General features: G+C 62.7%; 21 protein-coding genes. 8 read left to right on the forward strand and 13 right to left on the reverse strand.

The window, feature by feature from the left end:
* Positions 1-56: 56 nt before the first annotated feature.
* Together LAQ74_RS20135 and LAQ74_RS20140 are read left to right on the forward strand one after the other, a co-directional pair.
* Positions 57-1643: an alkaline phosphatase family protein gene (locus LAQ74_RS20135; protein WP_224338532.1), complete on the forward strand. Its 1587-nt coding sequence runs from the start codon at positions 57-59 to the stop codon at positions 1641-1643.
* Between the two features lie 90 nt (positions 1644-1733).
* Positions 1734-2561, forward strand: a complete 828-nt coding sequence (locus tag LAQ74_RS20140; RefSeq protein WP_224338534.1) for a DapH/DapD/GlmU-related protein — start codon at positions 1734-1736, stop codon at positions 2559-2561.
* Positions 2562-2615: 54 nt separating this feature from the next.
* On the opposite strand, the gene LAQ74_RS20145 is transcribed toward LAQ74_RS20140, so the two are convergent.
* Together LAQ74_RS20145 and LAQ74_RS20150 are read right to left on the reverse strand one after the other, a co-directional pair.
* Positions 2616-4367: an asparagine synthase-related protein gene (locus LAQ74_RS20145; protein ID WP_224338536.1), complete on the reverse strand. Its 1752-nt coding sequence runs from the start codon at positions 4365-4367 to the stop codon at positions 2616-2618.
* A 104-nt stretch (positions 4368-4471) separates the two neighbouring features.
* Entirely contained in the window at positions 4472-5395 is a 924-nt protein-coding gene (locus LAQ74_RS20150) for a glycosyltransferase (RefSeq protein ID WP_224338538.1), read from the reverse strand.
* A gap of 180 nt (positions 5396-5575) precedes the next feature.
* On the opposite strand from LAQ74_RS20150, the gene LAQ74_RS20155 reads away from it, so the two are divergent.
* Both LAQ74_RS20155 and LAQ74_RS20160 read left to right on the forward strand, forming a co-directional pair.
* Positions 5576-6691, forward strand: coding sequence for a DUF354 domain-containing protein (locus tag LAQ74_RS20155; protein WP_224338540.1), 1116 nt, complete (start codon positions 5576-5578; stop codon positions 6689-6691).
* Position 6692: 1 nt separating this feature from the next.
* Positions 6693-7694: a glycosyltransferase family 2 protein gene (locus LAQ74_RS20160; RefSeq protein WP_224338542.1), complete on the forward strand. Its 1002-nt coding sequence runs from the start codon at positions 6693-6695 to the stop codon at positions 7692-7694.
* Between the two features lie 462 nt (positions 7695-8156).
* Here LAQ74_RS20160 and LAQ74_RS20165 read toward each other — a convergent pair whose 3' ends face one another.
* The 7 genes from LAQ74_RS20165 to LAQ74_RS20195 all read right to left on the reverse strand — a co-directional run bounded on the left by LAQ74_RS20165 (position 8157) and on the right by LAQ74_RS20195 (position 15879).
* Positions 8157-9686, reverse strand: coding sequence for a flippase (locus LAQ74_RS20165; protein ID WP_224338463.1), 1530 nt, complete (start codon positions 9684-9686; stop codon positions 8157-8159).
* Positions 9687-9759: 73 nt separating this feature from the next.
* Complete coding sequence (locus tag LAQ74_RS20170; protein WP_224338465.1) at positions 9760-10776, reverse strand: GNAT family N-acetyltransferase; 1017 nt, start codon at positions 10774-10776, stop codon at positions 9760-9762.
* A gap of 102 nt (positions 10777-10878) precedes the next feature.
* The gene (locus LAQ74_RS20175) at positions 10879-11763 is read right to left on the reverse strand and encodes a polysaccharide deacetylase family protein (protein ID WP_224338467.1); all 885 of its coding nucleotides are present in this window, start codon (positions 11761-11763) and stop codon (positions 10879-10881) included.
* Positions 11764-11787: 24 nt separating this feature from the next.
* Positions 11788-13176 carry a nucleotide sugar dehydrogenase gene (locus LAQ74_RS20180; protein WP_224338469.1) on the reverse strand — a complete coding sequence of 463 codons (1389 nt, stop codon included), beginning with the start codon at positions 13174-13176 and terminating at the stop codon, positions 11788-11790.
* On the reverse strand, positions 13173-14138 hold the full coding sequence (locus LAQ74_RS20185; protein WP_224338471.1) for a Gfo/Idh/MocA family protein: 966 nt from the start codon (positions 14136-14138) through the stop codon (positions 13173-13175). Before LAQ74_RS20185 ends, LAQ74_RS20180 begins: the two co-directional genes overlap by 4 nt.
* Positions 14135-15241 (reverse strand): DegT/DnrJ/EryC1/StrS family aminotransferase, encoded by a 1107-nt coding sequence (locus tag LAQ74_RS20190; protein WP_224338473.1) that lies wholly within the window; start codon positions 15239-15241, stop codon positions 14135-14137. Before LAQ74_RS20190 ends, LAQ74_RS20185 begins: the two co-directional genes overlap by 4 nt.
* Positions 15238-15879 carry an acyltransferase gene (locus LAQ74_RS20195; RefSeq protein ID WP_224338475.1) on the reverse strand — a complete coding sequence of 214 codons (642 nt, stop codon included), beginning with the start codon at positions 15877-15879 and terminating at the stop codon, positions 15238-15240. The genes LAQ74_RS20190 and LAQ74_RS20195 overlap by 4 nt, the downstream gene beginning before the upstream one ends.
* 324 nt (positions 15880-16203) lie before the next feature.
* Here LAQ74_RS20195 and LAQ74_RS20200 point away from each other — a divergent pair, with 324 nt between their 5' ends.
* On the forward strand, positions 16204-16734 hold the full coding sequence (locus tag LAQ74_RS20200) for a DUF7344 domain-containing protein (RefSeq protein ID WP_224338477.1): 531 nt from the start codon (positions 16204-16206) through the stop codon (positions 16732-16734).
* 11 nt (positions 16735-16745) lie between these two features.
* Positions 16746-18038 carry a carboxylate--amine ligase gene (locus LAQ74_RS20205; protein WP_224338479.1) on the forward strand — a complete coding sequence of 431 codons (1293 nt, stop codon included), beginning with the start codon at positions 16746-16748 and terminating at the stop codon, positions 18036-18038.
* On the opposite strand, the gene LAQ74_RS20210 is transcribed toward LAQ74_RS20205, so the two are convergent.
* From LAQ74_RS20210 to LAQ74_RS20225, 4 genes are all read right to left on the reverse strand, one after another.
* Complete coding sequence (locus tag LAQ74_RS20210) at positions 17991-18584, reverse strand: metal-dependent hydrolase (RefSeq protein WP_224338481.1); 594 nt, start codon at positions 18582-18584, stop codon at positions 17991-17993. The genes LAQ74_RS20205 and LAQ74_RS20210 overlap by 48 nt on opposite strands.
* A 99-nt stretch (positions 18585-18683) precedes the next feature.
* Positions 18684-19685 carry a DUF1616 domain-containing protein gene (locus LAQ74_RS20215; protein ID WP_224338483.1) on the reverse strand — a complete coding sequence of 334 codons (1002 nt, stop codon included), beginning with the start codon at positions 19683-19685 and terminating at the stop codon, positions 18684-18686.
* Positions 19686-19801: 116 nt separating this feature from the next.
* Positions 19802-20080: a helix-turn-helix transcriptional regulator gene (locus LAQ74_RS20220; RefSeq protein WP_224338484.1), complete on the reverse strand. Its 279-nt coding sequence runs from the start codon at positions 20078-20080 to the stop codon at positions 19802-19804.
* 101 nt (positions 20081-20181) lie between these two features.
* Positions 20182-20661 (reverse strand): winged helix-turn-helix domain-containing protein, encoded by a 480-nt coding sequence (locus tag LAQ74_RS20225; RefSeq protein ID WP_224338486.1) that lies wholly within the window; start codon positions 20659-20661, stop codon positions 20182-20184.
* Positions 20662-21346: 685 nt separating this feature from the next.
* On the opposite strand from LAQ74_RS20225, the gene LAQ74_RS20230 reads away from it, so the two are divergent.
* Together LAQ74_RS20230 and LAQ74_RS20235 are read left to right on the forward strand one after the other, a co-directional pair.
* Positions 21347-21544: a DUF7563 family protein gene (locus LAQ74_RS20230; protein WP_082230856.1), complete on the forward strand. Its 198-nt coding sequence runs from the start codon at positions 21347-21349 to the stop codon at positions 21542-21544.
* A 92-nt stretch (positions 21545-21636) separates the two neighbouring features.
* Positions 21637-22116 carry a hypothetical protein gene (locus LAQ74_RS20235; protein WP_224338488.1) on the forward strand — a complete coding sequence of 160 codons (480 nt, stop codon included), beginning with the start codon at positions 21637-21639 and terminating at the stop codon, positions 22114-22116.
* Position 22117: the final 1 nt, after the last annotated feature.

The raw sequence follows: 22117 nt of genomic DNA on the forward strand, positions 1-22117 counted from the left end.
GGAGGATACGCGATGCATAACAAAGCGAGTATCAACTCTGTCTCTGAGTAGTAGCAATGCATTCTGATTCGACGACGCGAGCATTCGTTCTCGGACTCGACGGCGTCCCGTGGGGGATGCTTCGGACTTGGATAGACGATGGGCATCTGCCCAACTTCAAACGCCTCGCCGACGAGGGCGCGTCCGGGTCGCTCCGAAGCACTCGCCCGGCGTCGACGCCGCTGGCGTGGCCCTCCATCGCGACCGGCGTATGGCCCGACAAACACAGCGTTTACGACTTCCGTCACCTCAACGGCGACTACCGCCGCCAGATGAACACGAGCGAGAACGTCGAGCGGCCGTCGCTCTGGAACATACTCTCCCCGGCGGTCGTCGGCAACGTCCCTATCACGTACCCCGCCTCGGAGATCGACGGCGCGATGGTTACTGGGATGCTCACGCCGGAGATCAACGACCGGTTCACCCATCCGCCGAAACTCCGACAGAAGATCGAGAACGAGATTCCCGACTACACTATCGGCCTCTACTACGAGGAGTACCACGACCGCAAAGACGAGTTCGTCACCGCCGTCGACGAACTCGTCGAGGGTCGCCGCAAACTGCTCTCGCTGCTCATGAACGAAGTCGACGACTGGCGTCTGTTCTTCTTCGTGTTCACGGCACCCGACCGCCTCCAGCACCTCATCTGGAACGAGGAGACGCTGTTGGCGCACTACCGACTGCTCGACACGGTCCTCGGCGACGTCCTCCGCTACGTCGAGGAGACGGACTCGACGCTCTACGTCGTCTCCGACCACGGGTTCGGCCCGATCGATAAGTATGCCTGTGCGAACACGCTGCTCGAACAGGAGGGCGTGTTGGTCCGCAAGGACGACGGTACCCGCGGTGCGCTGGGTCGGGTCGGCCTGACGAAAGACCGCATCACGGGGCTGTTCGACGCGATGAACATCGACATGGGCGAACTCATCAAACGGCTTCCCGGCGACCTCGTTGACTCCGTCGCCTCGCAGGTGCCGGGCGACCACGCGCTGTACGACGCCGACTTCTCGAAGACGAAGGCGTTCGTCCACGGCTCCGGACTCGTCTACGTCAACGACACCGAGCGTTTCTCCGAGGGCTGCGTCCCGCCGGAGGAGGTTCCGGCTGTCAGAGAGCGACTCGTCGAGATATTCGAGTCGTACCGAGACCCGGAGACGGGCGAAGCGGTGTTCGAGGCGTTCGACGGTGGCGAGGAGTATCCGAACGACGCGTGGGCACCGGACGTCGTTCTGGAGGGACAGCCCGGCTACGAGGTCCGCGCATCCCTCTCCGAGACAGTCTGTATCGCCAGTTCGCATCTCGAAGCGTCGCACCGTCCGGAAGGCATCTTCTACGCGTGGGGCCCCGACATCGCCCCCGGCGCAACTGTCGACGACGCGACTGTCGTCGACGTCGCTCCGACGCTCCTCCACGGTGTCGGCGAACCCGTCCCCGAAGACACCGACGGCCGCGTCCTGCTCGAAGCGTTCAAGCAGGATTCCACCCCAGCGACGCGGGAAGTCGAGTACGCGCCGTACAGCGAAGTCGGACGAAGCGACGCCGAGGAGACGGAGGACTTCTCGGGCGTCGAGGACCGCCTCAAAGGTCTCGGCTACATGGAGTAGCCGCACCGACTCTTCGCTCCCTCGCTCGGCGATTTAGCCTCCGCCGACAACCGGGCCATTACAATACCCCTTCTGACCGACTACCCGGTCGTGCCAACCGAACTACGCGCCTCCGAAATTGCATCGTTTCTCGGCGCGACGCTCGACGGCGACGACGTGCTCGTCACCGGCGTCGAATCGCTTTACGACGCCGACCCGTCCGACTTCGCGTTCTCGCGCTACGACGACCCCGAGAAGCTCGCCCGCTCCGACGCGGGACTGCTCATCTGTCCGGAGTCGACGCCCGACATCGCCGACCGGGCGCTCGTCCGTCATCCCGACCCGAAGCTCGGTTTCGTCAAAGTCGCTCGCGAGTTCTTCACCGAGCCGATCACGGAGACGGTCGTCCATCCCAGCGCCGTCGTCGCCGACGGCGCTGAACTCGGCAAACGCTGCTACGTCGGCGCACAGGCGTACGTCGGCGACGCGGTGACGCTCGGCGACGGCTGTCGCGTCCACGCCGGAACGACGCTCGGCGAACCCGGCTTCGGGTTCGCTCGCGACAAAGACGAGCGCCCGCTTCGACAGCCACATCTCGGGGAAGTCGTCCTCGGCGACAACGTCGAAATCGGCGCGAACAGCAGCATCGACCGCGCCGCGTTCTCCGAGACAGTCATCGGCGACGGGTCGGTGTTGAGCGCGCAGGTCCACATCGCTCACCAGGTCGTCGTCGGAGAGAACGTCTCGATGGCCTACGGCGTCGGTGTCTCGGGAAGTACAGAGATCGGCGACCGTGTCGTCGTCCAGCCCCACGTCTCCGTCGGCGGACACCTCCAGGTCGGTGACGACGCGGAACTGGGAATGGGGTCGACGGTGCTCGACGACGTCGAACCGGGAACAACTGTCGTCGGAACGCCCGCCCGCCCGATCCAGCGGTAATCTCGCTTCGTCCGTTTCGACGTTCGTTCAGCGGCCTCTTCTCCGTTCGACCTCTCAAGCGATTCGACCGGCGTCCGCCGCGACGACGGTGTACAGGTGCGAGAGTTCGGACTTCGAGTACGAGCGACCGTCGCCGATGATCTCCGAGACCACACCCGGATCCAGACCGCTCGCGTCGTCACGGAGGAGTTCGTTTATCGGTCCCGTTATCTCGGGGTGGCTCTGTCCGAACTCGCGCTTGACGAGGCTGACGATGGTCTTTTTCACGGTGGGGACGCGCCCGAGTTCCTCGTAGAACCGCTTCTTTAGGGCGTACTCGGTCGAGTTGATGGGGGCTCCGAAGTTGGCGTTTCGGATGTCGACCATCGCTGGAGAGAGCGCTTCGAGGAACGCGCGGTAGAGTTTGCGCCCGCGCTTCTGCTCTGCGGGGCAGTTCATCGCGTACTCGTACACCGGACGGGCGTAAAACGGCGCGACGCTCGGGTAGTAGTAGCGGTTCCTGTCCTCGCCGTGCGTGAGCCAGTTCATCCCCCGCTCGCGGAGCAGGTAGTGGACGTACCGGTTCGAGAGGTCCGATTCGGGGTACGACCGCACTCGGTCGCGGACGCTGTTTCGGAGTTCCTCCGTCGACACGCCCGTCATCTCGGCGGCGGTTTCGAGCGAGAAGATGCTGTTCGAATCGACGATCTCCTCGACGAGTTCGGCTTCCGAGGACGGGTCGTTCCCCGGCATCAGGTTCTCTAACACCTTGTCCCCGCCGTCACCGGTGACGTAGGAGGCGGGTCCGACGTCCTCGCGGAGCCGCTCGAAGAACTCGTAGATGAACGACATCCCGAGGTAATTCATCCCCTGCTTCGTCTCCAACAGCAGCGACGTCGCACGGTCGCTGCGCGGAACGGCGTACAGTTGCCACGGGATGTCTAACTCGTCGGCGACGATTTCGGCGACGTTCCCCTCCTCGCTGTCGCCGTCGCCGACGGTGAACGTCGCCGCGGTCGTGGGAACGCCCGCACGCGAGTATCCCGCCGCGACGGCGCGGGAGTCGAGACCGCCGCTGAGCGAGATGATGTGCTGGTCGGCGATACGCCCGCGGCGCTCGCAGGCCTCGATGAACAGTTCCGCGAGCGCTTCGGCGTTCTCCTCGATGCTTCGGTCCGCGTAGTCGTAGCTGTCGAAGTCGTACTCGTGTACCCGCCGCGTCGATGCTCCGCGGTCGTCGACCGTGAGCATCGATCCCGGCGAAATCCGCTCCACGTCCGAGTAGAGCGTCCGCGTTCCGAGCGTGTAGCCGAACAGAAGCATCTGCGCCGCTCCGATCCGGTCGAGATTCGTCGGCTCGTTCAGTTCGCGGGCGACGGAACGAACAAACTTCAGTTCCCTGGAGACGACGACGGTGTCGCCGATGGTAGCGTAGTAGGTCGGAAGCCGAGCGAGAACGTCCGTCAGCGCTCGAACGTCGCCGTTCGACTCGTCGACGGTGAGAACGACGAAGTCGCCGTCACGCGATTCGAGCCAGCGTTCGAGGTTAGCCGAGTCCCCCTCCTGCATCCACTCGGCGACCTTCCGAACCTCTTCCGCCGTGTCCTCCACGTCGTAGAGATATCCTTCGAGAACGGCGAGACCGCCGTCAAACTCGACGGTCTCGACGGGATACTCTTCGTATCCCACGTGACCGACGTACGTGCTCGATGCGTGGAAGTCTTCGTGTACTTCGTACCAATCCAGAAAACGGACGTTCTCGAGCGACTTCGAGAGGGAGGCGTCGTCGAGTTCGTCCGTTCCGCGGACGACAGTAAGCCCTGGCATCCTCCGTCGGTACACTATCCGGTAGCAAAGTTAATCACCGCCATCCAGAAATACGTCACCCAGTAACACCGTCGGCGGTCTGACTTAGTCCGACACTTCGACCGTTACTGCGCCAGCACGTCCTCGTAGACGTCGTAGATGTGGTCGGCCATCTGTTCGATGCCGATGCGTTTGGCTTCCTCACGTCCGTTCGACCGCCCGCCCCGTTCGAGCACCCGAATCAGATTCTCGACGAGTTCCTCGTCGCAGTCGCAGACTGCGGAGGGCTCGACTTCGGCGAGTCGCTCCGGAACGTCGCCGACGCGCGTCGCGACGACCGGAAGGTTGCAGGCCAGCGACTCCTTGACGACGTTCGGCGACCCCTCTCGCTTCGACGTGAGCAACAACGAGTCGGAGGCGTTCATGTACACCGCAACGCGAGGGTGCGGGAGACCGCTTATCGTGTGGAGTTCGACCGGTTTCGACAGCCGTTCTCGGGCGGCCTCGACGACGCGTTCGGCCCGCGGGTAATCTTTCACCGTCCGCTCCGGCGAGTAGGGGAACAGAACGTGGTAGGAGTCGTCATCCCAATCCAGTTCGTCCCGCGCCTCTGTCTGCGGCGTTGGGCTGAACCGCTCCAGGTCGACACCGTGGGGGATGACCGAACACTCCTGCCCGAGCGACCGCTTCATCTCCTCGGACATCACGATGACCGCGTCACAGAAGCGGGCTGACGCCTTGCTCACCGGCCTGTACGATCCTTCGAGGTCCGACCCCCAAAGCGAGAGCACGACCGGCAGTCTGGGCTGCGAGAGCGCCATCGGCGCGGTGAGACCGTAGTTCGCGTGTATCAGGTCGTACGACCCGAGCGACTGACGGATGACCTGCGGGAAGAATCGCAGATAATCCGTCGCCGTCCGCGGAGACCCGGCTCGGTGTTTGCCCGGAACGGAGAGGGTCGTACAGCTCACGTCGTGCGCTTCGAGCGCCCGAACCTGTAGTTGATAGAATCTTGCGTCGGCGTTGGTAGTCAAGTTGAGAACGTGCATACGACGAGGTGCTACTGACCGAGTGTAATCTCTAGTCGGCCTTTGTTATCCTCCCCCTGATTGATAGACTGTGGCGAGTGTTGCCAATCCCACGAAACCGGCAGACGGAGCCGAGTTCGACGCGTCCATTCCGGTAGTCGGGCCATAACAAAGGCCGGATGAGAGTATTCTACGAGCGGGATGAGGTATCTAATATTCACGAACACTCCGGCCCACGTACACGTTTACAAGAACGTGGTCCGGCGACTGGAGGACCGTGGACACGACGTCCACATCCTTGCGCGCGACTACACGTGCACCAAGGACCTCCTCGAGTACTACGACCTCCCGTTCGAGATATACGGCCACCACGATACGGCGGCGTACTCGAACACCGGGATGGCTCGCGAACTGGCGACGCAACTGCTCAAGATTCCGGTCTCGGCCAAGCGGTTCGATCCCGACGTCGTCGTCGGTCTCGGAGCGTACACCGCCTACGCGGGAACTCTCCTCCGGGCGGAGACGATTCTCCTCCGCGACTCCGCTCCCGGGACGCTGCTGCCGAAACTCGCCAGCAAATTCGCCGACGTCGTTCTCACGCCGGACGTCTACGGCCTCGACCTCGGTCCGAATCACTACACGTTCCCGGGACTGAAGGAGTGTGCGTACCTCCACCCCGACGTGTTCGAGTCGGATCCAAGCGTCCGCGAGGAGCTCGGCGTCGGCCCCGACGAGCGCTTCGTCATGCTTCGCTTCAACTCGTTCGACGCGATGCACGACGCCGGCAAGAAGGGGTTCTCGCTCGAAGACCGCCGTGAACTCGTCGAACACCTCTCCGAACAGGCGACGGTGCTCGTCTCCGACGAGGGCGACGACATGGAGTTCGACGACCTCCCGGCGCGACCGTACGACATCCACCCCGGTCGGATGCACGACGCGCTCGCGGAGGCGTCGCTGCTCATCGCCGACACGGGGACGATGGTCACCGAGGCATCGCTCCTCGGGACACCCGCGATTCGGTCGAGCGCCTTCGTCGACCAGGAGTTCGGGGAGTTCGCCGAACTCGAACGGCACGGCCTCATCGACAACATCACCGAGTTCGACGCCGTCGTCGAACGGGCGGACGAACTGCTCGCCGACGAGAGCGTCCCCGAACTCTGGCAGGAGCGTCGTCGGACGTTCATGGAGGAGCGGGTGAACCTCACCGAACTCATCGTCGACGTCGTGACCGATCCCCGTTCGGTCAGCCACAACGCCTCGCTGACCCGCTACCGCGAGAGACAGGCCGCCACCCAGACCGACGCAACTCCGCTCTAAGATGTACGAAGGAAAGACAATCGGCGCCGTGATACCGGCGTACAACGAGGAGAAGTTCATCGGGGAGGTCATCGAGACGCTCCCCGAGTTCGTCGACAGGGCGTACGTCATCGACGACGGCTCCAGCGACGACACCTGGGGCGCGATCTGCCGCGCCGCCGACGCAGTCAACGAGAGCTGGGAAGCACCCACGCCACGACCGGACGGCGGCATCGGCTTCGACCGCCGCGTCGTCCCCATCCAGCACGAGGTCAACCGCGGGGTCGGCGGAGCCATCAAGACCGGCTACCAGCACGCGCTGACCGACCACGTCGACGTGACGACCGTCATCAGCGGTGACGGTCAGACCGAACCCGACATCGTCGAGCGCATCATCCGTCCCGTCGCCCTCGGCGACGCCGACTACTCGAAGGGCAACCGTCTGCGCGGACGGGCGCGGAAGGACATGCCGAAGTTCCGGCAGGTGGGCAACTTCATGCTCTCGCTTCTGACGAAGATCGCGAGCGGTTACTGGAAGCTGATGGACCCGCAGAACGGGTCGACGGCCATCTCCTACGCCGCGCTCGACGAGATCGACCTCGACGCGCTGTACGAGGATTACGGCTTCGCGAACGACCTGCTCGTCCGCCTCAACGTCCACGGGATGGTCGTCGCCGACGTCTCCCGTCGGGCGGTGTACAAAGACGAGGTCAGTCACATCAAGTACCAGGAGTTCATCCCGAAGGCGTCGGCGCTGCTACTGCGCGACTTCCTGTGGCGACTCCGCGCGAAGTACCTCGTGAAGGATTTCCACCCGTTGCCGTTCTTCTACTACTTCGGTGCGGCCGCGTCGGTGCTCGGAGCCGGGTCCGCGGTCCGGAGGCTGATCAAGCACGAAGACAGCATGCCTTCCGTGCTGCTGTTCTTCCTCGGATGGCTGTTCATGCTGTTCGCGATGGTGTTCGACTTCAAGGAGAACGACGACCTGCAGGTCATCGTCCACGACCCCCACGAGTTCGACTAACTACCTCGTCCCGCGTTTCTTCGTTCGAGACGACTACTGCCGCCGCCACTTCTCTTCAGGACACACGTCCGTTCAGCGTCCGGGTCCCGGAAACTCAGTTATCTCCGCGGACGCAAGCGACCGACGACACGTTCTCGACGGAACGAGTAGAGGTCGTGCAACCGTCGGGAAGGTATCGACACGTCCCATCGGCGTCGCCGCAGCACATCGCCGCACTACCGTGCGTAGTGTACTGCTCGTCGACCCGCGTACGACTCGATATCGAGCGGTCGAGACGTGAACCGACGACGCGACGCGCGTCGGTGATATCCCGGAGTGACTCGCCGAAGTCGAACCCTGACGGCCCCCGGAGACGTAGCGGGAGAACCATCGAGTATCGACCGAGCCGTACTGTGTCGACAGACCGCCGAGTATCGACTGTCCTCCGGTGTCGACGAGAAACCGGGCGTCCGGTGAGCGTCGCTACGAGGGGAAGTACCGACGGACGAACGGGATCTGTCGACCGAGGCGGTCCTCGACGAACTCGATGACGAACATGTCCTCCTCCTGGAGTGCCCCGCCGACGATGACGACGCCGATGCCGAGCAGTCCGACGACGATGAGGAACGGAAGCAGCGTCACCGCCGATAGCGATAATCCGGCGTACTCTCTGAGAACGTACCCCACCGGCATCAACACCAGCGGCAGGAAGACGAACGTCCGGACGTTCTCCGGAGACGAGGGCGTGATGCCGAACTTCTGCTTCAGGACGATGACGACGATCCCGTTCAGCACGACGAGCGAGATCGCGGAGGTGATGCCGGCACCGACGAAGCCGTACCGCGGAATCATGTAGAGGTTGAGCAGGAAGTTCACCATGAACGCCGCCACGTTCGAGACGAGGATGAACTTCGTCTCGCCGAGCGCCGACAGCGTCTCGCGGTTCCGACCCACCATCGCGCTGGTGAAGAAGCCGAACGCGAGAATCGGCAGCACCTGCGCTGCCGGGAGATACTCGGCGTTGAAGATGATTTGCAGGACATCACCTGGGAAGATGACAAACGTCAGGAACCCCGGGAACGTGAGGATGTACACCCACTTCGTCGTCGTGCTGTAGATGAGATCTATCTCCCCGTGCTTCCCGTCGGCGTCGAGGCGCGACGCCATCGGGAGCATGATGAACCCGAACGCCGAGAGCGCGACCAACATCCCCGACGCGAGCGTGTACGCGGCCCCGTACTGGCCCGTCTGGAACGAGGTCGTGAAATATCCCAGCATGACGGTGTCCGTCTGGATGACGAGCACCGACATCACCGTCGAGACGATGAGTGGGGCCGAGAACGTCAGCATCTCCCTGTTGTGCATCCGAAACGCGCCGCGGAGCGGAATCAACCGGCGAAGGAGAACGTGCGCGACCACGAACGCGAGGACGGCGGAGACTATGTACGCGTACCCGACCGATAGGAGACCCATGTTCAACCCGAACAGGAAGATCCCGATGAGGATGAGTCGCGTCAGCGGGTACGTGAAGTCCTGAACGTACGTCTTGTAGATGGTATTCTCGTAGCCGCGAATCGCACCGACAGCGACCTGCATGCCGACGACGAACGGGGCGGTCAGCGCGAACACGCGAAGCAGCCTCACGGCCTGGTCTCCGCTATCGAACAGGGCCGCCGCGATGGGTTCGGCGAAGAACACCACGACGACAGTCGCGACGATAGCGATCGCTCCCGTCAGCATCATTCCGCCGGCCCACAGTCCCCGCCGGTCCACGTCGTCGTCGTACCGCGAGAGGTACCGCGGAATCGCCTGCGTGAAGCCGACGAGCGAGAGCGTCGTCACGAACGTCATCACGGCGAACCCGATGTTCATCTCGCCGTAGGCGTCGGGCGCGAGCGCTCGACCGACGATGATTCGTTCGAACAGCTTCCCCGCCGAGCCGATGAGGCCGCCGACGATGACGAGCGTCGCACTCGACAGGAGCGTCTTCAGTTCGTCACCCGAGTCGGCCATCAGTTGTACTCCATTCGTATCCTATCAGTCAGTTCTGTGTCGTTCGACCGTAAATCGCACCAGTTAGAGACTCTCATCCGTTGATGAAACTGTATGCTTTCTTCGCCATATCCATGCCCACACCCGACGACTCGACGGTGTAGTACGGGACGAGTTCGGCCCCGAACTTCGCCTTGTAGCGGCAGAGTCGCTCGGTGTTCGCACCCATCAAGTCGTACGACGTGACGGAGTCGATAGGGGCCTCGCCGTCGGCGATGTCTTGGATGATACGCCAGTGGATGAGGCTGTTGATCGTCGTTCCGTCGTAGTCGCTGACCGTCCCTCCCTGCCAAAAGTACGCCATATCGTTCGAGTAGAGCGCGGTGATACCGCTGAGATACTCGCCGTCCGGCGCGCGTGCGAGATACACTCGGCAGCGACCGGTCTCCGAGAGGGCGTTCGTCAGGTCCCGAACGTACGGCCACGACAGCTGGTACGTTTCTCCCTGTTCTTCGTAGCGGGACTTCGCGTCCTCGTAGACGAGCTTCGCGCCTTCCGACGCGGGCACCGCTTCGACGGTCACGTCGGTGTCCTCAGCGTCGCGGATTTCACGTCGGAGACTCTTGCTGAACGAACTCAGCAAGTCGTCGGTGCTCGTCCCCTCCGTGTCGAGCACGTACGTGAAGTACGGGTTGACGCGCATCTCGTTCCACGAGTACGGCCGTGGGTCGGGGTAGTCGGTGCCGCAGACCATCCGAAAGAGACTGAGAGACGCATCGAGATCCAGGTCGTCGAGCACCTCCTTGGTGAACTCGCGGTTGACGCGTTCGCGCTTGCGACGTTTCGGACTCGGCGACATCATGATCGGACCGAGTCGGGGAACGCCCATCGAGGGCGGCGGCGAGAACACGGCAGTACCGACTGAACGACGCCGGACGACGAGGGGGAGAAGCGCTATCGCTTGCTCTCCTTTGAACCCCCCGTAGAGCCGAAGTTCGCCGGGTGCGTGCTCGCGGAGGACTTTCAACGCTTCCGGCGTGTGGAAGACCTCGAAACCAGAGGACGGCAGCGCGTTAGCCCACGCTGTCAAGTCGAGCCGTTCAACTCTCATTGCTGACCACGAAAACAGGCGTTCAGCACTTTGTTATCCGCCGCATACCCCGACGCAGTACGGTGATTGTCACCGTCTACTAACGCACCGCGGAGAGAAGCGTTACCGTTCGGCGTCGACGGTGGCGGGATGTTCGAGCGATTGGTATATCTCGGCGAGCGGACCGACGTAGCCGCCGAGTTCCTGCGCTCGCTCGATGAGCCGTCGGTAGAGTCGGCGGTAGCCTGGACGTTCTTCCTCGTCGTAGTAGGTCGGATGCCACAGCACGGTCATCACCGCCTCGTTCTCCGCCGCCTCCTGGAGCAGCCGCTCGCACTCGGCCCACGCCTCGTCGATGTCCTCGGAGACGTTCGGAAGCGTCCGCTCCATGACGGTGAGCGGGAAGACGACGAACTCGTCGTCGAACGGCCGAATCGGGTCGTACCCGTGCTCGAAGCCGTACGTCGAACTCGATCCGAGCGACGAGTCGTATCGGAGTCCGAGGTCGGCGTGGTGTCGCCACGTGTCGGGGACGGTCATGTTGAGACAGTGTTGTCTCCCACCGACGACGGTGTCGCCGAGGATGCGTTCGAGCGTGGCTTTCTGTTCGGTGAGCAGTTCTGGTTTGTCGTAGGAACTGTACGACCCGTGGAGCCCCACTTCCCACCCACCGTCGTTGAGGCGACGGATGAGGTCGTGGATGTCCGGTGCCTCGATGTCGTACCGTCCGATGTGTTCGACCCAGTGACTTTTGTCGCGCCACTCGTCAAGCGGTCGCTGAAGCATCGACTGCTCCTGCAGAAAGTAGAACGAAGACCGAACGCCGAGTTCGTCTTCGAGCTCCATGATGTCGTCGAACAGCCAGTAGGGATTCGCGCCCGGCCGAAGTCCCCGGAGACGGCTGGGATTTCGCTCTCGAAGTGCGTAGTACACCGCGTGAATCGGACTCTGGTGCGGTCTATCTACGTCGTGGGTCAGTCCGAGCGCGAAATCGTATCCGGGTATCATGTCGTGTATCTCGTTCGCGTCGAACTACTGCTCGACGCGCTCCTTCGTTCGCATCTCGCCGGGACCGACGCCGATCGTGTAAACGTAGTGGTCGGTGTCGGAGAGGTCGAGCGCCTGACGGCCGTCGACGACGATCATGTCCGCGAACTCGTTCCAGTCGATCTCTCGGAACTGCTCGTGAGCGGTGACGAGGACGGCCGCGTCGTAGTCGTCGTCCGTCACCTCGTCGAGGTCGACCGGCGTCGCCCCGAACTCGGAGACGTCGACGAGGGGGTCGGTCGCGTACACGTCCGCCCCGAGTCTGCGAAGTTCCTCGATGAGCGGTGCGGCGGGCGTCGCGCGCGTCTCGGCGACGCCTGCGCGGTAGGTGACGCCGAGGACGAGCACTTTCGCTCCCTCGATGTCGGTGTGGCGGCGTGAGAGCCCGTCGAGGAGCTTCTCGACGCCGAACCCGGGCATCGAATCGTTCACGTCGCGAGCCGTCTGGATGAGCGGCGTCTCCTCGGGGACCTGCTGCATCAGGAAGTACGGGTAGTACGGAATGCAGTGGCCGCCGACGCCGATTCCGGGCGTGTGGATGTTACAGAACGACTGCGTGTTCGCGGCCTCTATCGCTTCGGTCGTGTCGATGCCGAGGCTGTCGGTGACCCGCGCGAGTTCGTTCGCCAGCGCGATGTTCACGTCGCGGTAGAGCCCCTCGAACACCTTGACCGCTTCCGCGGTGGTCGCGTCCGAAACCGGGATGACGTCGTTGTTCGTGATCTCGCCGTAGATCATCTCCGCGATGCGCGTGCTCTCGTCGTCGATGCCGCCGACGATCTTCGGATGCGCCTCGCGGAGTTTGTACAGCGCCTTCCCGCTGGAGGTGCGCTCCGGACAGAAGGCGAGTCCGAACTCGCCGCGCGAGAGGCCGCTCTCGCGTTCGAGAATCGGCATGACGACCTCCTCGCACGTACGCGGCGGGACCGTACACTCCACGATGACGAGGTCGCCGGGGTCGAGGCCGGTCCCGATGTCGGTGCAGACCGACTCGAGCGCCCCCAAGTCGGCCTCGTCGTCGCTGACGAGCGTCGGCACGATGACGACGTGGACCGACGACTCTCTCGCAGTCTCCTGGGCGTCGGAACTTGCCTCGAACCGGTCGCGTTCGACCTGCTCGGCGACGAGTTCGGAGAGTCCCGGTTCGCCGTCGATATGGGACTCGCCGCGGTTGATCGTTCGGACGACGTCCTCGTCGATGTCGACGCCGGTGACGTTGCCGCTCATCTCGGCGTAGACGCCCGCCAGCGGGAGCCCCATCTTGCCGAGACCGTAGATAGCGATGGGAACTGCCCCGCTCGTGAGCCCAATGCGCTGTGCTTGCGTCGAGTACTCTGACCCGTACAGGCCGATACCTCGCGGAATGCTACTCATTGAATCACCTCACGACGTTCGGATTTGGAGGCCAGTTCGTCGATTTTCCGGGTCACCTCGATGGCACGGAGCGCGTCTTCGCCGGTCACGCGCGGCGTCGTGTTCTCGGTCGACGCCTGCACGAACGCCGTCAGTTCGTCGCGCAGCGGTTCGTTCTTCTCGACCATGGGCTGTTCGACGATGCTCTCGTGGCGGTAGCGCAGTTCACCGTTCTGCTTGATGTACTCCGGCAGCGAGTTGCGGTGGATATCGACTGACTGGCTGATGTAGTCGACGTCGACACGGCACTCGTCGGCGGTGACGCTGAGCGTCCGGACTTTACGCTGCGTGAGCCGACTGGCCGTCAGCGAGACGACCGTCCCGTCGTCGAACCGAATCTGGGCGTCGGCGTACTGCGTGTCGCGCGTGCCGATAGCGGAGACCGACTCGACCTCCGCGTCGACGAGCGAGAGAACGATATCCACGTCGTGGATCATCAGATCCATCACGACGCTGTCGCCGAGGTCTCGGTTTATCGGCGGGCCGAGGCGGTGCGCCTCGACGGCGATGATGTCGAGGTCGGCGACGACGTCGTCGAGCGCCGTGATAGCGGGGTTGAAGCGCTCGATGTGGCCGACCTGCAGCGTCACACCGGCCTCGTCGGCGCGGCGGACGAGCTCTCGACCCACTTCGAGGTCGTCGACGAACGGTTTCTCGACGAGGAGGTCGACGCCGGCGTCGATGCAGTCACGGGCGATCGACGCGTGGAAACGCGTCGGAACTGCAATAGAGACCATGTCGACGGTGTCGAGCAGGCTCTCCATCGAGTACGCCGTCGTGTCGTACTCGGTAGCGATGCTCTCGGCCTGCTCCTCGTCCGCGTCGAAGACGCCGACGAGGTCGACGCTGGGCATCTCGCTGTAGACGCGCACGTGGTTCTGCCCCATGTGACCGACGCCGATGACGCCGACTTTGGGGGTCATGCGACCACCTCCTCGCCGTGGGCGAGGACAGCGTCGGCGATGACCTCCAGGTCGTCAGCCGCCAGCGCCGGGTGGACCGGCAGCGAGAGTGCCTCCGTGGCGGCCGTCTCCGCGTTCGGTGCCGTGTGACCGAGGTCCGCGTACGGTTTCTGCTGGTGAATCGGGACGGGGTAGTAGACGCCGGAGCCGACATCGTGGTCGGCGAGCGTCTCCTGCAGACCGTCTCGGTCGTCGGTTCTGACCGTGTACTGGTGGAAGGCGTGGTCGTAGCCCTCGGGCGTGTACGGGGTCGTCACCGACGAGTCTTCGAGCAACTCGTTCAGACGAGCGGCGTTCTGCTGACGCGCGTCGATGAACCGCGGTAGCTTCTCCAACTGTGCGAGGCCGATAGCCGCGCCGAGGCTCGTCAGCCGGAAGTTGTGGCCGACGGAGACGTGTTCGTAGGTGGAGCTCCCGCCGTAGGCGTCCGCGCGTCCGTGGTTGATGTACTCGGCGACACCCTCCGCGACGTCGCGGCGGTTCGTGACCACCATGCCGCCTTCGCCCGTCGTCATGTTCTTCGTCGGGTAGAAGGAGAAACAGGCGGCGTCGCCGAAGGTGCCGACCGGTCGCCCGTCGATTCGCGCGCCGTGCGCCTGCGCGGCGTCCTCGACGAGCTCGAAGCCGTACTCGTCGGCGAGTTCGACGAACCGCGGCATCTCCGCTGGGAGGCCGTAGAGGTGAACCGCGAGCACGGCATCTATCTGTTCGCCGTCTCGCAGCGCCGCCTCCAGTTCGTCCGGGTCGAGGTTGTACGTCTCGGGGTCGATGTCCAGAAACACCGGCTCAGCGCCGGCGAGACGGATCGTGTTCGCGCTCGCGATGAAGGAGAACGGCGTCGTCGCGACGCGGTCTCCGGGACCGATGTCCAGCGCCTCGAAGGCGGCGTGGAGGGCGGTCGTGCCGTTGGAGGTGGCGACGCCGTGGTCGGCCTCGCAGTAGGCGGCGAACTCCTCCTCGAATGCGCGCACCTCGGGGCCGTCCGCGAGATATCCGCTTTCGATGATGTCTGCGACGCGTTGCTGTTCCTCGGGGCCGAGTTCGGGGTTAGCGATTGAAATCATTCGAGTAAGTTACCTCCCTGAAGCTTCTCCGGCAGGGCCCGGTGTTTCGCGGGTGTACCTACTGCGAGCGTCCGCGGCGGGACGTCCTCCGTTACCACCGCTCCCGCGGCGACGAACGCCCCTTCTCCGACCGTGACGCCGGGGAGAACCGTCGCGTTCGCACCGATGGAGACGTCGTCTTCCAGCGTCGGGCCGACGAGGTCGACGTCGGTGCGGATCGGATAAGGGTCGTTCGTCAGCGTTGCTGCGGGACCGACGAAGACGCGGTCGCCGATGGTGGTCCCGGTCGGGATGTACACGTTCGTCTGGAGGCTCACGTTCGAGCCGATCTCCGTCTGTCCGTCGATGACCGTGTTCGTACCCACGAGTACGTCGTCTCCGAGCGTCGTGAACTCGCGAATCAGCGCGTTGTGACCCGTGTTCAGGCCGTCGCCGGCGACGACGTCTCGGTAGATGATGGTACCCGCACGTACGGTCGCACTGTCGCCCAACACCGTGGGTTCGGACGCGTCACCGTGTGAGTGACCCAGAACTGCGGTCTCGTGGACAGCTACGTCCGACCCGAGTTCGGTAGGTGACTCTCCGGCCCCGCGATGGCCCGTCTCCTCCGTTTCGCCGTGTTTGTCTCTTTGTGTCATGAATGACGTAGTGGAATCTCGACCGGGCGTCCGCCCCCCAGTCCGTACAGTTGCAATCCAGACCAGTTGGTGTCGTAGCTTTGTTATTCACAGCCTGATGCCAGAGTATGAGCCAGTTTACCAATTTTCAGTATATCGAGTATCGAAATTTAATTTCGAGCGCGAAACGAATGGAGTCCCAACCGAATTACAATGTGAGACAAGCGAGCGACGGTCCCGCGTTAGCCAGCGGATAGTAAAGTGTCGATAGGATGGATGGGTAAGACATGTACTGGCAGTTCAGTCGAACCGTAGACGGAGCGAACTCATGGCCTCATGCGAGGGATGACTAGCGCACCGTCCGGTGGCCTCACGCAGGGCGAACTGTTCGATACGCTCTGCAACCAGCGCCGACTCGGTATCATCCGTCATCTCCAGGCGAGCGACGGCGTCTCGCGGTTGAGTCCTCTCGTCGACTACGTCGCCGCCGCCGAGAACGGCAAGCAACCCGACGACCTCGCCCGCGCCGAGCGACGACGCGTCTACATCTCGTTGTACCAGACGCATCTCCCGATGCTCGAAGAGCGGGGCATCGTCGAGTGGGACCGTACTGACAACGTCATCTCGCTTCGACCGAGCAGCAACGTCGAGCGATATCTCGGGCACAGTACTGGAAGCGACCGACCGTGGCACGTCGGTTACATACTCACGAGCGTTCTCGGAGCCGGTCTGTTACTTCTACAAGCGCTGCACATTGCACCGTTCGACGGGCTCTCTCTCTCGTGGACACTCGCGGTCGTCAGCGCGGCCGTTCTCGGCATCGTCGTCGCCCGATACGCCCTTGAGCGACCACCTCGAATGCCAATCACTCCCTGAGGCAACAAGTTGTGACCACCGATCACCACGGGCAATTTTCCGACGGAAAAGAGCACCCCACGGACGAGTTATCACAGAGCATCGAACAGCCGAGAGAAACACCACGAGAGACGTCTAACTCGGTTCTCGTTCTCGACTCCCACTGCCGATACGCGCTCACGGCGATTCGGAGTCTCGGACGACAGGGCGTCGAGGTGATCGCCGCCAGTCCGACCCCCCGGTCTGCGGGGTCGCTCTCGCGGTACGCGAACGGGGCACGAACGTATCCGTCACCCAACGAACACCGGGAAGCGTTTCTCTCGTGGCTCGAAGCCGAACTCAGAGACGGCGACTACGGGATGGTTCTCCCCGTCGCGGAGGCGACGGTTCGACCCGTGACCGAAGCGCGGGAACGGTTCGACCCGCACACAGTCGTGCCGTTTCTCCCGTACGACCGGCTACTCGTCGGACTCGACAAGTCCCAGACGATTCGCGCGGCTCGACGAGCGGACGTGGCGTGTCCGGAGACGCTGTTTCTCGAGACGGCCGACTACGACCGAGCCGTCCGAGAACTCGGAAAGCCGCTCGTCGTCAAAGCCCGTCGAGGCTCCTCCCGGACCGGCGTGTACGTGTGTGACGATAGAGCGGTGTTCGTAAGCGCGTTCGAGGCGGCTCGTACCGACGACGGTCCGCCGCTAGTGCAGGAGTACGTTCCGGACGGCGGCGAACGCGGCGTCTACACGGTGTACGACTGCGAAGGGTCGCTACTCGGGTTGACGATACAGCATCGGCTTCGTTCGAGTCACGACGACGGTGGTGCGAGCACGTACCGCGAGACCGTCGACGATCCGGAGCTGCGACGAACCGCCAGACGTCTACTGGAAGAGTTGGACTGGCGGGGCGTCGCGATGGTCGAGTTTCGAATCGACGCGCGGACCGGCGAGGCGAAACTGATGGAGATAAACCCCCGTCTCTGGGGGAGTCTGGCGCTCACAGTCAAAGCGGGTGTCGACGTTCCGTATCTGCTGTATCGGACGGCCTGTTTCGGCGACGCTGAACCGACGCTGACGTACGACTCGGGTGTGCGAATGCGGTGGTTTTTCGGCGATATGATGCGGGTCTCGAAGACCGAGAACCGACTCGCCGGGATGGCCGAGTTCGTCTCCGACACCGCCGACCGGACCGGCTACGACGTCCTCTCGATGGACGACCCGCTCCCGGTCCTCGGAAGCGTCGAGGCGATGTTTCGGAACGTCTACTCACAGACGAACGGGATGTTATCGGTCCCGGTACGGCGACGACGAACCGAGTCGGACTCGCGGTAATCCGGGTTTCCCGTCCCACAGCCAGAGCAGAAACGCCGTTCCAAGCAGTCCCAGTTCGAGGAAGACGTAGATCATCCCCTCGGGACTGGCGAGTGTCTCCAGGTAGTTGCCGAAGTAGTAGAAGAAGTTACTGAACAGCCCCGCTCGCGACGGCGAGGACGTCTCGTACAGCGGCCAGAGGAGAAAGGAGAACGACGGGTTGTCGCCGTAAGCGATTCCGGAGATACCGTCGCCGAACAGGTGTGAGACGTAGGCGACGGCGAACGGAATCCAGAGTCGTCTGAACCCGGTCAGTCGACCGACGAGGTACGCCACTATCGTAGCCGGCGGAACGAAGAACGCCGAGTGAGCCAACGAGACGCCGCTAGGGAGAAGCTCGAAGGTCCACGCCAGCGGCTTGTCGATGAGATCGGGTAACTGCGTCGCGAACGCGACGGTGAGGGCGGCAGGGGTGCTGACGCCTCGACGCATGACGATGCGGTGGGCGAGCGAGTAGAGGATGTATCCGAACGCGAGATGCTCCCACGGCCACATGTTATCTCTCACCGCCTCTGCACTCCGCGTGCGTGCGGTGACGGGTGGTGAGAGCAGGTCCGCGAGTGCCGGGTGAGAGCGGATACACGTATGCTGTCGTCGGGCTGTCGGTCAGGGTTCGGTTACGGTAATCCATATGTGGAGGCTGTCGTCGGCGTTCTGTGTGCGGGGGTCTGCGGGCGGCGACCCTTCGTACAGGAGATACTGGACGCGGAGATCCTCTCCGGTCATTGAGGGAGCGATGGAGTGTTTGTGTCGCCACGTCCCTTCGTCGCCGACGGTACGCGAGAAGCGGGTAAGTTCCTGTCGCTCGACGACCTGTTCGCCGTCCACCCGCTGCAGTTGGACGACGACGGAGTAGTTGGTCTCCTCGCCTTCGTGGTTCTCGATACCCGTCGCCATCGGAATCGACGTCCCCTGCGACACCTCCGACGGGAAGCCCGCGGAGGAGAACGTACCGTTCTCGTTCTGGGTGAGCAGCGAGAAGTCGGTGAAATCTCCGCCGCCAGGAGGTGCCGCCAGCGCGAACGCCATACTGCTCGCGGCGGCGATGACGCCGACGACGAGCAGGACGTTGACCACCGTGACGGCGGTTCCGCCGTTCGAGAGTCGACGCTGGTAGTTCGTGTACCCGACGGTGAAAGAGGGGTTGTACCGTTCCTCGAAGGGAAGTCGGTACCGTCTGACGACACCAATGAGCGAGAATAGCGTCACGAAGATGCCGAACGCGCCGAGAACGGACTCGAGTGTGATGCCCCAGACCGATGCCCCGAGGCCGAGGATGAGCAGCGGAGCGATGACCAGACTCATCCCGAACGAAAGCGCGAGCCGTTCCCCGCCGGTGATGCCGTGGACGAGCGGTTCTCTGACGTCCGACCACTGACCTGTGTTTCGTTCCGTGGGCTCTCGCGGGAACAGCGTCGCCAGCAACGCGTACCCCGGGAGGAACAGGAGTAGCGGGAGCCCGAAGACGAACCGAATCAGGCCCGCGGACCGGGGTACAAATAGTGCAGCCAGTACGCCGGCGGCGGCGAGTAACAGTGCTGCGACTATATCCGTCGGAAGGAGCTGTTCAGTAGAGAGCCGTGTCTTCGTCTCAGTTTCTGATTTCATGTTGCCCGTGATATATCCGACGTCCCGTGTTCATAGCTAAGCAACCGAACAGAGGCTCGCGTCGGGTTTTGTTATGCCGCGGTTACCTTCGACCGTCGAGATCGCGCGTTCACGCGCTACTGGAAGCTGAAGTACTGTGCTTCCCACTCTCGGCGCTTCCGCATCGCTTCCTCGCCGCGTTCCGTGAGCGCGTAGTAGTTCGTCCGCCTGTCGAGCTGTCCCTTCTCCACGAGATCCTTGTTCACCAGCGTGTCCAGATTGGGGTACAGCCGTCCGTGGTTTATCTCTGTGTCGTAGTACTGCTCGAGTTCGTCTTTCACCTGCTGTCCGGACGGTCTGTCGTATCCGCCGATGACGTACAACAAGTCTCGTTGGAATCCACTCAAGTAATGCATCTGTACATTCTGATAGACCGTTCAACGTACTGGGTATTTGTTATCCATGTCATAAACAGCAGTACATACTGGTTTCTTCCGTCTGTGCGGGCTGTACGGCGTTATTGGCAGTTCTGTCCCCAGATTTCGACGAACTGCTCGAACATCTCGTCGGTGAGTCCGATCTGCACCGTGAGTTCGCGGTTGGTCGCGTCGGTTCGGACGTGTTCGAACGGCATCTCCGAGAGGAGCCGCATGAGGTGGTACGAGCTCCCGTTCTGGTCGTGCGAGGCGACCTCGAAGCCGTCGTCGGAGAGGTCGATATCGACGTGTGAGAACGTCGTCTTGTACACTTTCTGTCTCCCCGAGTTCGCGCCGAACTCGATGGACTCCTCGAGGAGACCGTGGTCGAGGAGCGTGTTTATGCGGCGGTATACTGTCGCGGGCGAGACGTCACAGGAGTTCGTCAACTCCTTTGCAGTCATCGATTCTCGGCCGGCGGCGGCGAGGATGGCGCGTGAGCATTCGTCACCCAGTACGTCGAGAAGGGCCGTGCTCGCGACCGGGGTGTCGGTTTTGGTGTCGGTGATGTTCTCTGGCATGTGATGGACGTGAGATAGTTCGCTGCTGACGCACCGGCTGACCCGGGTCGCCGCTAGTCCAACGAGAGTCTATATAAGCTCTCGCGGAGGCGTGCGTCGGCGATAGTCGGCGGTTGTCGTACCTGGTCGTCGGTCGTCTCGGGATGGGTCGGAACAGTATACGGACGAACCACGAATCGGCGGGACGAGACGCCAACGCTCGCCGTACGGGAGCCCGCTCGATGTGGATTAGTGTCGTTTATCTGCACAGTTTCCCCCCTGTTTCGATTTACTCGGGTGACTGTATGTCCAAGCTACTGTAACATTATTACTCGCAGGTTAAAAATCGCAAACGGGTGGAAACCGGTGCGTGAGTTCGAATCAAGCACCGCTTTCGTCGTTCATCCCGACATCGGAACCGTTGAACGATACGGAACGGAGTACCTTACGGACTGGTTACACAAATTTACGGATTCGGGGGGTGTAACCCTCATTCACGGAGAAATGTACATCTACTGGGCATGAACTCGAATAAACCCTGACAAACGGTGTTCCTCCTTTATCAGGTCTCTGCACCCACAGATGTATCGAAGGCGAAGAAACCCAGTCTGTGGCCGTTAGAACGGCCGTGGACGGAGAGACACGAGCCGGCGACTGGTGCACCGCACCGGCGTCGGTACAAGCGGACAAGAGTGAGAATCCAACAATGGCAGACCTGAACTGGAACGGAAGGGGAGCATCGAACACGAGTCCACGTTGCAGCAACTGTGGCCGGCACGTGACGCCACAGTTCGCGCGGGTGTTCGGTGACAACATCGACGACGTACATGGGTGTCTCGAGTGCACGACGTCTCGCGAGCGGCAGACCGGCGAGCACATTCCGCAGCAGCGGATGAACAGCTAACCACCGGCGTTGCGTCCATTTTCGGCGTATCGTATTCATCCAGCGGAGCCCAGAAAATATATAATGGTGTGCAGAGCGTGGACAGTATACTGATGAGGATCTCTGGACTCCTATCTGCGTTCACCGGCGACCGTTCGACGAACGACGAACGGAGCGGCGGGGTTGGATCCTCCGAGATTTCCGAACAGCTCGTCGAACGGCTGCCGCTCGACCGAACGGAGACGACTGTCGCCCGCGAGAGCGTCCGACTGATGCTCGAGCGAGGAACGTTTCCCATCACCGTCGGCGAAGAGACGGTCGCCGAACGCGATGGGGCGACGGACGGGTCGTTGCGTCTGTCGGTCGATTCGTTTCCCGTCGAGGGCGTCTCCTGGAACAGTTACTATCTGAGTACGGCGAGCGTCGGTGTCGTCTTCGTGCTGGGGAAACTGCTGGGCGTGCCGTACGTCCGAACTCTCGATGTTCTGCTTCCCATCTTCGTGGTCTTCACGCTCCTGGTCTGTGGAGCGCTGTATCAACTCCACACGCGCACCAATCTCGTCCTGTTCGGCTGGGTCAGCGACACCGAATAGT

Origin of the sequence: Haloprofundus halobius, from assembly GCF_020097835.1 — an archaeon.
GTDB classification, from domain to species: Archaea; Halobacteriota; Halobacteria; order Halobacteriales; family Haloferacaceae; genus Haloprofundus; species Haloprofundus halobius.

What these genes read in the sequence shown, in the direction of transcription:
- LAQ74_RS20225 (WP_224338486.1), bottom strand. Translation starts at nt 20,661, where the DNA reads ATGCCAGAGAACATCACCGACACCAAAACCGACACCCCGGTCGCGAGC.
- LAQ74_RS20190 (WP_224338473.1), bottom strand. Translation starts at nt 15,241, where the DNA reads ATGATTTCAATCGCTAACCCCGAACTCGGCCCCGAGGAACAGCAACGC.
- LAQ74_RS20235 (WP_224338488.1), top strand. Translation starts at nt 21,637, where the DNA reads ATGAGGATCTCTGGACTCCTATCTGCGTTCACCGGCGACCGTTCGACG.
- LAQ74_RS20200 (WP_224338477.1), top strand. Translation starts at nt 16,204, where the DNA reads ATGACTAGCGCACCGTCCGGTGGCCTCACGCAGGGCGAACTGTTCGAT.
- LAQ74_RS20230 (WP_082230856.1), top strand. Translation starts at nt 21,347, where the DNA reads ATGGCAGACCTGAACTGGAACGGAAGGGGAGCATCGAACACGAGTCCA.
- LAQ74_RS20145 (WP_224338536.1), bottom strand. Translation starts at nt 4,367, where the DNA reads ATGCCAGGGCTTACTGTCGTCCGCGGAACGGACGAACTCGACGACGCC.
- LAQ74_RS20155 (WP_224338540.1), top strand. Translation starts at nt 5,576, where the DNA reads ATGAGGTATCTAATATTCACGAACACTCCGGCCCACGTACACGTTTAC.
- LAQ74_RS20160 (WP_224338542.1), top strand. Translation starts at nt 6,693, where the DNA reads ATGTACGAAGGAAAGACAATCGGCGCCGTGATACCGGCGTACAACGAG.
- LAQ74_RS20135 (WP_224338532.1), top strand. Translation starts at nt 57, where the DNA reads ATGCATTCTGATTCGACGACGCGAGCATTCGTTCTCGGACTCGACGGC.
- LAQ74_RS20150 (WP_224338538.1), bottom strand. Translation starts at nt 5,395, where the DNA reads ATGCACGTTCTCAACTTGACTACCAACGCCGACGCAAGATTCTATCAA.
- LAQ74_RS20185 (WP_224338471.1), bottom strand. Translation starts at nt 14,138, where the DNA reads ATGACCCCCAAAGTCGGCGTCATCGGCGTCGGTCACATGGGGCAGAAC.
- LAQ74_RS20175 (WP_224338467.1), bottom strand. Translation starts at nt 11,763, where the DNA reads ATGATACCCGGATACGATTTCGCGCTCGGACTGACCCACGACGTAGAT.
- LAQ74_RS20170 (WP_224338465.1), bottom strand. Translation starts at nt 10,776, where the DNA reads ATGAGAGTTGAACGGCTCGACTTGACAGCGTGGGCTAACGCGCTGCCG.
- LAQ74_RS20195 (WP_224338475.1), bottom strand. Translation starts at nt 15,879, where the DNA reads ATGACACAAAGAGACAAACACGGCGAAACGGAGGAGACGGGCCATCGC.
- LAQ74_RS20180 (WP_224338469.1), bottom strand. Translation starts at nt 13,176, where the DNA reads ATGAGTAGCATTCCGCGAGGTATCGGCCTGTACGGGTCAGAGTACTCG.
- LAQ74_RS20215 (WP_224338483.1), bottom strand. Translation starts at nt 19,685, where the DNA reads ATGAAATCAGAAACTGAGACGAAGACACGGCTCTCTACTGAACAGCTC.
- LAQ74_RS20165 (WP_224338463.1), bottom strand. Translation starts at nt 9,686, where the DNA reads ATGGCCGACTCGGGTGACGAACTGAAGACGCTCCTGTCGAGTGCGACG.
- LAQ74_RS20220 (WP_224338484.1), bottom strand. Translation starts at nt 20,080, where the DNA reads ATGCATTACTTGAGTGGATTCCAACGAGACTTGTTGTACGTCATCGGC.